This window comes from Calditrichota bacterium (genome assembly GCA_013151735.1).
Lineage (GTDB): Bacteria > Zhuqueibacterota > JdFR-76 > JdFR-76 > BMS3Abin05 > BMS3Abin05.
This window is the reverse complement of record JAADHR010000066.1, coordinates 1-11596: the sequence shown is the minus strand read 5'-3', so window position 1 is coordinate 11596 and position 11596 is coordinate 1. Positions and strand designations below refer to the sequence as shown.

General features: G+C 49.8%; 10 protein-coding genes and 2 pseudogenes. 7 read left to right on the top strand and 5 right to left on the bottom strand.

The annotated features are described in order from the left end of the window. Positions 1-144: 144 nt before the first annotated feature. From GXO76_04605 to GXO76_04575, 7 genes are all read left to right on the top strand, one after another. Positions 145-1068, top strand: a complete 924-nt coding sequence (locus GXO76_04605; GenBank protein ID NOY77130.1) for an SDR family oxidoreductase — start codon at positions 145-147, stop codon at positions 1066-1068. A gap of 2 nt (positions 1069-1070) precedes the next feature. Next, positions 1071-1832, top strand: a complete 762-nt coding sequence (locus tag GXO76_04600; protein ID NOY77129.1) for a ribonuclease Z — start codon at positions 1071-1073, stop codon at positions 1830-1832. Beyond that, positions 1826-3034 carry a sigma-54-dependent Fis family transcriptional regulator gene (locus tag GXO76_04595; protein ID NOY77128.1) on the top strand — a complete coding sequence of 403 codons (1209 nt, stop codon included), beginning with the start codon at positions 1826-1828 and terminating at the stop codon, positions 3032-3034. The genes GXO76_04600 and GXO76_04595 overlap by 7 nt, the downstream gene beginning before the upstream one ends. Beyond that, a complete protein-coding gene (locus GXO76_04590; protein NOY77127.1) occupies positions 3009-3527 on the top strand; it encodes a hypothetical protein in 519 nt (172 codons plus the stop codon). Before GXO76_04595 ends, GXO76_04590 begins: the two co-directional genes overlap by 26 nt. Before the next feature lie 130 nt (positions 3528-3657). Next, complete coding sequence (locus GXO76_04585) at positions 3658-4905, top strand: tetratricopeptide repeat protein (GenBank protein ID NOY77126.1); 1248 nt, start codon at positions 3658-3660, stop codon at positions 4903-4905. A gap of 50 nt (positions 4906-4955) precedes the next feature. Next, complete coding sequence (locus GXO76_04580) at positions 4956-5996, top strand: aminopeptidase P family protein (GenBank protein ID NOY77125.1); 1041 nt, start codon at positions 4956-4958, stop codon at positions 5994-5996. Further along, entirely contained in the window at positions 5989-6903 is a 915-nt protein-coding gene (locus GXO76_04575; GenBank protein ID NOY77124.1) for a glycosyltransferase family 2 protein, read from the top strand. The genes GXO76_04580 and GXO76_04575 overlap by 8 nt, the downstream gene beginning before the upstream one ends. 128 nt (positions 6904-7031) lie before the next feature. Here the strand turns inward: GXO76_04575 and GXO76_04570 are convergent. The 5 genes and pseudogenes from GXO76_04570 to GXO76_04550 form a co-directional block, all read right to left on the bottom strand. Further along, a pseudogene (locus tag GXO76_04570) lies at positions 7032-8464 on the bottom strand (sodium:solute symporter). A 13-nt stretch (positions 8465-8477) separates the two neighbouring features. After that, entirely contained in the window at positions 8478-8780 is a 303-nt protein-coding gene (locus tag GXO76_04565) for a type II toxin-antitoxin system RelE/ParE family toxin (GenBank protein NOY77123.1), read from the bottom strand. Further along, on the bottom strand, positions 8768-8959 hold the full coding sequence (locus tag GXO76_04560; protein ID NOY77122.1) for a hypothetical protein: 192 nt from the start codon (positions 8957-8959) through the stop codon (positions 8768-8770). Before GXO76_04560 ends, GXO76_04565 begins: the two co-directional genes overlap by 13 nt. A gap of 15 nt (positions 8960-8974) precedes the next feature. Continuing rightward, positions 8975-10243: a serine--tRNA ligase gene (gene serS / locus GXO76_04555; GenBank protein ID NOY77121.1), complete on the bottom strand. Its 1269-nt coding sequence runs from the start codon at positions 10241-10243 to the stop codon at positions 8975-8977. Between the two features lie 209 nt (positions 10244-10452). Then, positions 10453-11555: pseudogene (locus tag GXO76_04550) on the bottom strand (DegT/DnrJ/EryC1/StrS family aminotransferase). Between the last annotated feature and the right edge of the window lie 41 nt (positions 11556-11596).

Here is an 11596-nt window from a genome sequence, read left to right as displayed (position 1 = left end):
TCTTTCCGATCCTTTTCATCCAACAATTACAAAAACTTAATATTAATTCCAAAAAAACAATTGATTGAATTCAAAATTCTTTTAAATTATATTTAATAAAATAAAATTGCACGTCGGTTCTTGTCCATCAAACACGGAGGTCAAATGAAGGTATTAGTTACCGGAGGAGCGGGTTTTATCGGATCCAATATTGTTGATGCACTTATTTCTGCCGGTCACAAGGTAGTGGTAGTAGACAATCTCTACATGGGGCGCCTGAAGAATCTCAATCCCAAAGCAAAATTCTATTTGTTGGATCTGCGTGCAGACGAATTGGAAAAGGTGTTTGCTCTGGAAAAGTTTGATGCGGTTTTCCATGAGGCGGCCCAGATGGATGTCCGGCGTTCCGTGGAAAACCCGATCTTCGATGCTGAGGTCAATGTGTTGGGAACACTCAATGTCCTGCAGAATTCCGTAAAGAATGGGGTTAAAAAGATTATTTTTGCTTCAACAGGAGGCGCCATTTATGGCGAACAGGATTATTTTCCGGCGGATGAAAATCACCCCAATCGTCCGGTGTCTCCTTACGGAATTACAAAGCTGACCGTCGAAAAATATCTGTATTTCTACAAATTGACCTACGGTTTGCAGCATGTCATTCTCCGTTATGCCAATGTTTACGGGCCCCGGCAAAATCCGCACGGCGAGGCGGGTGTTGTGGCCATTTTTATTGAAAAAATGCTTCTGGGCGAACAACCGATTATTAACGGGGACGGCACCCAAACGCGGGATTTTGTCTTTGTCGATGATGTCGTTCGCGCCAATCTTCTGGCGCTGGACTACCCCGAATCGGACGTTTTTAATGTGGGCACGGCCATCGAAACCGATGTCAACACCATTTTCCGTGAACTCAACACGATTATCGGTAAGAACATTCCCGAAACTCACGGTCCTGCCAAAGAGGGGGAACAGCAGCGAAGCGTGATTGATTATTCAAAAACGAAGAAACTTTTGGGATGGGAGCCCAAGGTCTCGTTGCAGGAAGGGCTGCGAAAAACCGTGGATTATTTCAAAAATTACGAGGTGTAATAATGAAATGGCACGTTCTGGGTTCGGCTTCCGGGCTGACCGTTCCGAACCGTTTCCATTCAGCCTATTTGTTGGAGAACAAGGGGAAATTCCTGCTGATTGATGCCGGTGACGGCGTCAGCTATACGCTGGCACGCCAGAAAAAATCACCCCTGGCAATTGAGTCTGTTCTCATTTCCCACACACACCCGGATCATGTTGGCGGGCTTCCCTTGTTGCTTCAGTTTATGATGATGTCCGGAAGAAAAGCACCACTGGATATTTTTCTGCCCGCCTTTTACAAAGATTTTTTCGTGGAGCAGCTGTATCGATTTTACATTTTCCCGGAAACATGGCCGTTCCCCATTCACATCCACACCCTTGAACAATCACTTCTCTTCTGGGATTCCCTGCAGGTAACGTCCTTTCCCACCCGTCATTTGTCCGGCGTAGCCGAAACCGCCCGCCGACACGGCGTGGGAATCGAAAGCTATGGCTTTCGCTTCCAGGTAGGTTCCCGAATCCTTGTTTTCACCTCTGACATCCAGTCGGTTCAGGCCGTCTCTCCCCATATCCAGACGGCTGACTGGCTGTTTATCGAGGGAGCGCACACCTCCCCGGATGAAATCTGCCAATTTGCGGTGGAGAAAAATATTCCCCACGTACGAATCACCCACGTGCCGCCCGAATTGGAGAAACAGGATTCCACCCTGGCTGCGCTGGCGATGAAATATGGAATAACCGATCTAAAAATCACGTTCGACGGAGATGTGATCGAATGGTAGATCAGACCGGACATTCGGGAAATTTTGCTTCGGACGACATGGGAATTATCGGTATTTCCCCCGTCATTCAACAAATCCGGGCAACCATTCAGCAGGTAGCTCCCACCACAATTCCTGTGCTTATTCTGGGCGAAAGCGGCTCCGGAAAGGAGTTGGTTGCGCGCGCTATTCACGAACACAGTCCTCGAAAAGACAAGCCCCTTATTGTGGTCAACTGCGGAGCCATTCCTGAAGGAATCTTCGAAAGTGAATTGTTCGGGCACCAGCGCGGGGCCTTTACCGGCGCCGTGGATTCTCGAAAGGGCTATTTTGAACTGGCTGACGGCGGTACACTTTTTCTGGATGAAATCGGGGAAATGCCGCAGGAAGCGCAGGTAAAGGTGCTACGGGTTCTGGAGGATAAGGAGTTCCTTCGGGTGGGGGGCAGTACTCCTCACAAGGTAGACGTACGCATTGTGGCTGCCACCAATCGGGATCTGGCATCGGCCGTCAAAAACGGGGAGTTCCGGCTGGACCTGTATTATCGAATTAATGCCATCAAAATCGTGGTGCCTCCCCTTCGGGAACGAAAAGAAGACATTCCTGTGCTGGCAAAACACTTTGCCAAAGAGTTCTGCGTTGAAAACCACATCGACTTTAAAGGGTTTACTCCCGAAGGAATCAAGGCCATGCAGGAATACCTGTGGCCCGGAAATATCCGGGAGCTCAAAAATTTTGTTCAAACCGCCATCGTGCTGGAGCGCGGAAATCCCATTACCCGCGAGGTCGTTTACAAGCATCTGGGACAACAGGAGCCCCTGGACCGCAATCTGCCCGTACCGTTAAACATGCCCGCTGACAAGGCCGAACGGGAGCTCATTTACCGGGTCCTCCTGGAGCTTCGTTCCGAAATCGCTCAGATCAAGGATTTTCTGCTGGCACACATGCCTGCAACACAAAAGGCCGCCGTCCCGCACCCGCTCCCTCCCTGGAACAGCCCAATTCAGGCCACAAAAATCCCGGCTGAAGATATCACCGTTATTCACGAAACAAACGATAAAATTCCCTCTCTCGAAAAAGCCGAGCGGGATTTAATTCTGCGGGCGCTTGAAAAAACCAATTGGAATAAGCGAAAGGCGGCGAAACTTCTGGATATCAGTGAACGGACTCTTTACCGAAAAATTAAGGACTACGGCTTTGACTCGTCTGAAGATGATCATTAAGAAAACAGCCAGTGCCGGCATCATCGCTCTTGCGTTTTGGGGTGCCTCCTGCGGACACTATTCCTTTTCGGGGAATACCCTCCCGGCCTACATCAAAACCGTAGCCATCCCATTATTTGAAAACAAAACCTCCGAATTTGGAATCAGTGAAAAACTGACGGATGCCGTGATTGATGCCTTCACACAGGACAATACCCTGCGGATCGTTGATCCTTCGCTCGCCAACGCCCTTATCTCCGGCGAAATTACATCCGTAACCGACCGCGCCAGCACATTCAATCAGCAGGAACAGGTCCAGTCGTACCGGGTGTACGTCACTGTTCGGGCCGAATTTCGGGATCAAAAAAAGCGAAAAGTCCTTTGGAAAGCCGTTTTGCAGGAATGGGGTGAGTACCAGCATTCGGCATCCACGGAAGAGCGGCAAAGGGCGATTGATGACGCCGTGAAGAAACTGGCTGAAGACATCCTAAACAAAAGCGTAGCAGGGTGGTAAGGTTTTCACGGGAGAACACCCTTTATTTGACGTGCTCCTTTGTGGAAAAAAATGTTGCGAAGTTGAGTCGTTTTTTTTAAATTAGATTGAACATTTTGTTTTTTATTTTTTTAGATAAGGAGATTTTCAAATGCCAGGTATTGAAGAATTGGAACAACTCCAGGAAATCCTCCACAATAACCCTGAATCTTATAGTTTTGCCCGTCTTGCTGACCGCTATCTTGAAAACGAGGATGCCTATCGGGCGGTGCAAATCTGCGAGGACGGTCTTAAACAGCATCCCCATTACGTGAATGGTCATTTCATCTACGCCAAGGCCCTGCTGGCAATTGAAGAACTGGATCGGGCCGAAACGGAGTTGAAACGGGTGCTGCTTTACGACCCCAAACATCTGGGAGCACGGTATTACCTGGCTCAAATTGCCCGTTCGCGCGGCTGGACCCAAAATTACCTGACGGAATTGGAGACCATTCTTTCGATTGATCCGCTTTTCGAGCGTGCCAGCACGCTGCTACAATCTGTTCAGGAAGAATTAAAAGAAACAAAAGGTCCTCTGCATGAAAAATCGGAGCAGACACCTCAGCCTGAATCCAAGGAAGAAAGCTTTCCTGTTGAAGAAACAGCTTCCCCAACGCTTCCGAGTGATGACCAGGAACTGACCAAAATGGTGGCCGAACATCTTAGCGAAGCCGAGGAAGTCGAAGAAACACCACTTCCTCCAGGAGAAGAACGCCCCGAAGAAGAGCCCGCACGTGCTTCGGAAGAGGTTGAAACACCCCCCGTGGAGGAGCCCCCAAAGGATGAAAAAGAAGAATTTGATTATATTCTGGATGAAATCTTTGAAGACGAGGTCCTGAGCGGAGAAACGGAAACCCGCGAGGAGCTTACAGAAGAGGATTTGTCGTCTGCCATTCACAAACGAGTGGAATCCCTGGATGAAAGTGATGAGGAATCGCAAGAGTTCTTTACGGAAGAGGAAAAAGAATTCATAAATCAGGAACCGCCGGCCGTGGAAACGGCTTTATCGGAAGAAGTCCCCCCCGCACCCGAATCCGCTGAAGAGCCTCCGGCAGAAGAAATTTCAACCGTAGAGGAAACGGAACCTGAAGAGACTCCTCTTTCAGAGGATGAAACAACCGAAGCGCCTCCGCCTCAGCCGGAACCAGACGTTTACGAAATAGCCGAAGAACATCGGGGAACCACCGCAATTGTAACGCCAACACTGGGAGAAATTTATGCGGCGCAGGGACACTATTCGAAAGCAATTGGTGTCTACGAAATCCTGTTGAAAAAGGACCCCGACAACCAAACCTACAAAGACAAAATTGCCTATCTGCGAGGCAAACTTGCCGAGGAACAGGGGAAAAGCGGAGACTAATTCCTTTGGCTCGTGACTATTTGATGAGGCGATTACGGCTTCTCCGCCAGATGACAGCCCGGCAAGGTTTACAGGGGTTGGTAATTACAAACCCGGTTAACGTCCGGTACCTGACCGGGTTCACCGGCTCAAGCGGAATCGCCTTTATTTCGGACGAACAGGCGGCCTTCGTAACCGATTTTCGTTATCTGGATCAGGCAGGCGAGGAAGTTCAAAACTTTTCTATTTTTATCAGCACCCGCACGCTGTTTGATACACTTAAAGAAAAAAAACTGATCGATTCCGGGGCAAAAATCGGTTTTGAAGCAGACCATCTTCCCTACTCGCTTTATTCCTCGCTAAAGAATCTCTTCCCGCAAACAAAATTTGTGCCTACCGAAAAACTCGTGGAACGCCTGGCCATTCAAAAGGATGAAACCGAAATCGTCCATCTAAAACAGGCGGCCCAAATCGCCACCGACGCGCTGACAAAAACACTTCCCCATCTAAAAATCGGATCACGGGAACGTGATTTCTCGGCGGAATTGAGCTGTCAGGTGCGCCTTCTGGGGGCTGAAAGAGATGCCTTTGAACCCATTGTTGCCAGCGGCTGGCGCTCGGCACTGCCGCACGGACTGGCGTCAGACAAGGTAATTGATGACGGTGATTTCGTGGTGATTGATTTTGGAGCCGTCTACCACGGCTATTCCAGCGACATGACCCGAACGGTCGCCATGGGTAAGGCGTCGCCAAACATGAAACGCATCTACCAGATTGTAAAAGATGCCCAGCAAAAGGCTATCGATTCTGCACGGGCCGGAATAAGCTGCCATGCATTGGACCAAATCGCCCGGGAATACATCCACCAAAAAGGATTCGGTCCCTATTTTGGGCACAGTCTGGGACACGGGCTGGGTCTGGATGTGCATTCCCTTCCCCGTGTGGGGGCCGGTTCAGAAACCATTCTGCAAGAAAACACCGTCATTACCATTGAGCCCGGAATTTATATTCCCAATGTGGGCGGCGTCCGTATTGAAGACGACATTCTGATTCAAAAAGACGGATGTGAGGTGTTGACCCATTTTCCGAAGGAGCTGCTGGAGATTGAGTGATTTTTCTGCAAAACTATCCGCAATTATCGTCACGTTCAACAACGCATCAGCTCTCCAGGCCACCCTTTCTTCTCTTGTGGAAAATGTCTCATTTCGCCCGCTGGAAATCATTCTTATCGATAACCGCTCCACTGACGAAACTCTGGACATCATCCGCTCATTTGCCCGAAAGGCAAGCACAAAAGACGTTCGTATTTTGTTCCGCTTGAACAAGAAAAACCGGGGCTTTACACATGCTGTGAACCAGGGCCTTCGGCATGCCACGGGCGAGCTTATTTTGTTCCTGAATCCCGATGTTCAGCTCGCAAAAAATTCGGTTGAACAAATGGTGGAGCTTTTAACCGTTCAACCGGACGTGGGGATTGTTGCCCCTCAATTGCTTTTTCCAAACGGGCGCATTCAACCTTCCTGCCGGCACTTTCCCCGCTACCGGGATGTAATTTTCGAACTTACCGGCCTGAGCCGATTGTTCAGTCGAAGCAAGTTTTTCAATTACTGGAAGATGGGCTATTTCCCCCACAACCGCATTCGCCGGGTAGACCAGCCTCAGGGAGCGTGTCTGCTCACTACCCGCTCGATCGTAAACAGGATCGGTCCGTGGGACGAACGCTTTTTTCTTTTTTTTAGCGATGTGGATTGGTGCCGGCGGGTCAAGCGGATCCGGAAGAAAATTTATTTCTATCCGGAAGCCAAAGCGATTCATAAAAAAGGGGATTCCGTTTATCGGCATCGAATCAAATCGTTGTTTTACTCCCACCGTGATTTTATCAAATATTTCTGGAAATACAACCGAAAAGTCTGGCAGTTTCCGTTTAACCTGGGAATGACTCTTTTGCTTTTGATCGCAGGTGCCATCCGGATAATGCTGGCCCTGCCTGGAACACTTTTTCGGAACAGGAAGAATTAACAAGCCTGCTCCAAAAGGCTATCTCTCACGAATAACTCACATTTTCACGAATTGATTCTTCTTAAATTAAATACGTGCCATTTAAAATGCAAAACAATCTGTCGTAAAAACCAACTCCTTCAATCCTGTCAAATCAAAAATCCGGCGATCAAATACAACACCAAAGCAATAGCCCCCGAAACCAGGGCGTAGGGGAGCTGGGTACGTACGTGGTCGATATGGTCGGTGGCGGAGGCCATGGAGGAAATGATGGTGGTGTCGGAGATGGGAGAACAGTGGTCACCAAAGACACCCCCGCCGAGGACGGCTCCAAGCGTCAGGGGCAGATTCACGCCAATAATTTGGGCCATCGGTATGGCAATGGGAATCATGATGGCAAAGGTGCCCCAGGAGGTACCCGTAGCAAACGCAATAAATGAACCCACGACAAAAATCACGGCCGGCACAATCTCCGGAATCATCCAGCCTTTGGTCACGTTTGCCACGTAGGGACCGGTTCCCAGCGCCTTACAGGTATTGCCTAGGGCAAACGCCAGCATCATCAGAATGGCCATGGGGATCAACCCGCCCACACCCTTGAGAAAAAGATCGGTCAGCTCGGAGGTGGTCAAGATTTTCTGCCATCGGTACATCACAGCCCCTACGGCAATGGCCATGAGCACCGACCAGAAAACCGCGGTGGAACCGGAACCCTGGGTGATGTTCCCGCGACCGGTAATCAACAGGCCAATCGGCATCATGGCTACCATCGTCAGCACCGGTATAATCATATTCACGGATTTTTGAGGAACCCCGGGTTTGGCAGGCAGCATTACCACATCTTCGGAGATCAGCGGTTCGGCACCATCGCGCAGGAGTTTGCCTTCTTCGCGCACGCGGCGTTCGGCTTCCTTCATCGGACCGAAGTCCTTATCCGTAAGAATAATGAACAGCACAAATAAAATAGCCGAGATGGCGTAAAAATTGAGGGGCACGCCTTCTGCAAAGGTACGCATGGGCTGCGCGACGTTTTGGCTGTCCAGGAGTCCCAGCACATAGGCGCCCCAGGCGTTAAACGGGATGAGCACGCAAATGGGCGCCGAGGTGGAGTCGCAAATGTAGGCCAATTTTTCGCGGGAAATGCGCAATTTGTCAAACAGGGGACGTGCGAAGGACGCCCGCACCAGCACATTGATGCTGGTTTCCACAAAAACAACCACAGCCAATCCCCACGTGAGAAGCTGAGCCGTTTTGCGTCCCCGGACAATTCCCTTTTCGGTAATTGCCTTGATGAAACCGTCCACGCCGCCGGAGCGCTGAGTGTAGGCAATCAGGGCTCCTACCAGCGCACTGAAAATAATGACTTTTGTGTTGTCCGGGTCTTTGAACACATTGATACAGGCTTCCAGCGCCAGATTGAGTCCGGAAAGGGGATTCCAGTGGGCCAGGATCAGCCATCCTGCCCAGATGCCCAGGAAGAGAGAAAGGTACACCTAGAAAGGTACACCTGTTTTGTACGAATAGCCAAAAAGATCGCTAAAAGCGGAGGAATAATGGAAAGCCAGCCGGTGGTTTCAGTCATGGTTGCAATTAGTTTAATTATTCAGTATTTTTTGAACATCCAAAAGTCGAGCGGAATGGTATACGGATACGATTTCAACCCTATTCTGAGAAAAGCGATAAATAATCCGGTAGTTCCCCAAAATGTGTTCCCTAATTTCCTTTCGGTTAATTTCAGGAACAATCCTTCCCATTTCCGGAAATCCGCCTATTTTTTTAGCGGTTTCGAACACGTGATTAGCAAATAGCTTTGCGTAATGGGGCGAGTCACCGGCAATGTATTCGCAAATCGATTCTACATCTTCAATAGCCTGTTTTGTCCAAACTATTTCAGCCATTTTCCCAATCGTTTTTGAGCTTCCTCATGAGAAATCGTGAGACCCGCATCCGCTTGTTGAATTCCTTTTTCGATCTTGTAAAGCAAGTAAAGACGCTCCATGACCTCTTCAATCGAGACATTCTCCGGCAGGTCTTTAATTGAATCTAAAATTTTCTCTTTTGAAACGGCTACAGACATTTTAATATCCTTTCTTTATTTCAACACACTCACACCGACGTATTCCCGCAGCACTTCCGGTACCACCACGGTGCCTTCGTCTGTCTGGTAGTTTTCCAGAATGGCAATGACCGTGCGGGGCAGGGCCAGGCCGGAACCGTTCAACGTGTGGACAAATTCGGGTCGGGAATCGGGCGTGCGCCGAAAACGGATGTTCGCCCGCCGGGCCTGGAAATCCAGAAAATTGGACACCGACGAGACCTCCAGCCACTTACCCAGACCCTGCGCCCAAACCTCCAGATCGTAGCATTTGGCTGCCGCAAAGCTCAAATCGCCCGTAGCCAGATTCAGCACCCGGTAGGGCAAACCCAAAAGCTGGAGAAGTTCCTCCGCATCGTGAAGCAGCTTTTCGTGCTCGTCCCAGGAGGTTTCCGGTGGCACCAGCTTCACCAGTTCCACCTTGTCAAATTGGTGGATACGCATCAGGCCGCGGGTGTCTCGTCCGTAAGAACCGGCCTCACGCCGGAAACAGGGCGTGTACGCCGTGTAGTACAGCGGCAGATCCTCTCCGCGCAAAATTTCATCCTTGTGCAGATTGGTCACCGGCACTTCGGCCGTGGGAATCAGAAACAGGTCGTCCTGCTCGATGTGGTACATATCCTCTTCCAGCTTGGGAATTTGTCCCGTGCCGAACATTGTATCCCGGCGCACGACAAACGGAGGAGCCACTTCCTGATAGCCGTGCTTCTGCGTGTGGTAATCCAGAAAAAAATTGATCAGCGCACGCTCCAGCCGTGCTCCCATTCCCTTGAACACCACAAAATTAGAGCCGGAGAGTTTGCTTCCCCGCTGAAAATCTATTAAATGAAGGGCTTCCGCCAATTCCCAGTGGGGCTTCGGCTCAAAATCAACTTCCTCGATTTTTCCCCAGCGCCTGACCTCCTGATTGAAACTCTCGTCGGGGCCGATCGGTACGGATTCGTGCGGAATATTGGGCACCCAGATAAGGATTTCCTGAATCGCCTGTTGAACGGCGCGCAGCCTTTCGTCCAGGGCCTTGGTGCGTTCCGCTACTTTGCGCATTTCGGCAATCTTGTCCGAGGCATCCTGCTTCTGCTTCTTCAGTTGATTGATCTGTGCCGACACCTCATTTTTCAGACGTCGGAGTTCTTCGACCTCCTGAATAATCTGGCGCCGTTCCTCGTCCAATTGGAGCAGGCGGTCGATATCGGCTTTCTCATTCTTATTCTTAACCGCTTCCTTTACCACGTCCGGGTGTTGCCGGATGAATTTCAAATCTAACATAGTATTCCCTTAAAATTTCAAACCAAAATTACAACAAATAAAAAACAATTTGCCACAAGGACTCAAAGACACGAGGTTTTCCTTTGAGTCTTTGAATCTTCGTGGCCGGATTTTCATTATAAAATAAGTCTTTGCAGGAAATAAATCAATTAAAAAATAAAAAAGGACGATCTCCTGCGAAATCGTCCTCTGCCTGAAAGGCCGTTTTTTTATTTTGAAAGGAATTTCTTGATGTGTTCCGTCGTGTAGTCGATGTGTTCCTCCGGGAGCTCCGGATACATGGGCAGAGACACCACGTGACTGGAAACCTCTTCGGCCACGGGGAAATCACCCTTTTTGTAACCCAGACTCTGGTAAGCGGGCTGGAGATGCAGCGGGATGGGATAGTGAATACCTGTGGCAATCTCATTTTCCTTGAGGTACGCCTGCAGGCCCTCCCGGTCATCCACCTGAATGGTGTACTGGTGGTAAATGTGTTCATTGGTATCCGCTACAAAGGGGGTAATGGCGGGTGTATCTTTTAACCGTTCGTTGTACTTTTCCGCATTCTGCCGGCGCATCTCGTTCCACTGGTCAATGTAATTCAGCTTCACGTTCAGCACGGCTGCCTGAATAGAATCCAGCCGGCTGTTCACGCCCAGGTACACGTGCTGGTATTTGGTGGCTGAGCCGTGGACACGCAGTTTGCGCACGCGGTCGGCAATTTCATCATCGTTGGTCAGCACCATTCCCCATCGCCGTAAGCTCCCAGGTTTTTGCTGGGGAAGAAACTCAAGCAGCCGGCATTGCCCAGGGAGGTGGCCTTTTTACCCTTGTAGGTTGCGCCCACTGCCTGAGCCGAATCTTCAATCACCACCAAATTGTGACGCTTTGCAATGTCGTTAATGGCATCCATATCCGCGCACTGGCCGTACAAATGCACCGGTACAATGGCTTTGGTCTTTGAAGTGATTTTGGCTTCAATCTGATCGGGATCAATATTGTAGGTTTTGTGATCGATGTCCACAAACACCGGTTTGATACCCAGCAGCACCATCACTTCCACCGTGGCCACAAATGTCATGGGCGTGGTAATCACCTCATCGCCCTGCCCAATGTTGTAGGCCATCAGTGCCAGCTGAATGGCATCCGTTCCGGACGCCACACCCACGGCGTGTTTCACACCGGTATACTCGGCCATATTCTTCTCAAATTCCTTAACGGCAGGCCCTAAAATAAAGGCCCCGCTGTCCAAAACACCATGAATAGCCGCATCCATTTCTGGCTTTATGTTATTGTACTGGGTCACTAAGTCCACTAAGGGTACTTTCATTTTTCCTCCTTGCTTTTATGATTTGTCATAGGGTTGTTTGC

Excerpts from the sequence above, each read along its gene's own strand:
- GXO76_04605 (NOY77130.1), top strand. The coding sequence starts at position 145 with ATGAAGGTATTAGTTACCGGAGGAGCGGGTTTTATCGGATCCAATATT.
- GXO76_04600 (NOY77129.1), top strand. The coding sequence starts at position 1,071 with ATGAAATGGCACGTTCTGGGTTCGGCTTCCGGGCTGACCGTTCCGAAC.
- GXO76_04595 (NOY77128.1), top strand. The coding sequence starts at position 1,826 with ATGGTAGATCAGACCGGACATTCGGGAAATTTTGCTTCGGACGACATG.
- GXO76_04585 (NOY77126.1), top strand. The coding sequence starts at position 3,658 with ATGCCAGGTATTGAAGAATTGGAACAACTCCAGGAAATCCTCCACAAT.
- GXO76_04580 (NOY77125.1), top strand. The coding sequence starts at position 4,956 with ATGACAGCCCGGCAAGGTTTACAGGGGTTGGTAATTACAAACCCGGTT.
- GXO76_04565 (NOY77123.1), bottom strand. The coding sequence starts at position 8,780 with ATGGCTGAAATAGTTTGGACAAAACAGGCTATTGAAGATGTAGAATCG.
- GXO76_04560 (NOY77122.1), bottom strand. The coding sequence starts at position 8,959 with ATGTCTGTAGCCGTTTCAAAAGAGAAAATTTTAGATTCAATTAAAGAC.
- serS (NOY77121.1), bottom strand. The coding sequence starts at position 10,243 with ATGTTAGATTTGAAATTCATCCGGCAACACCCGGACGTGGTAAAGGAA.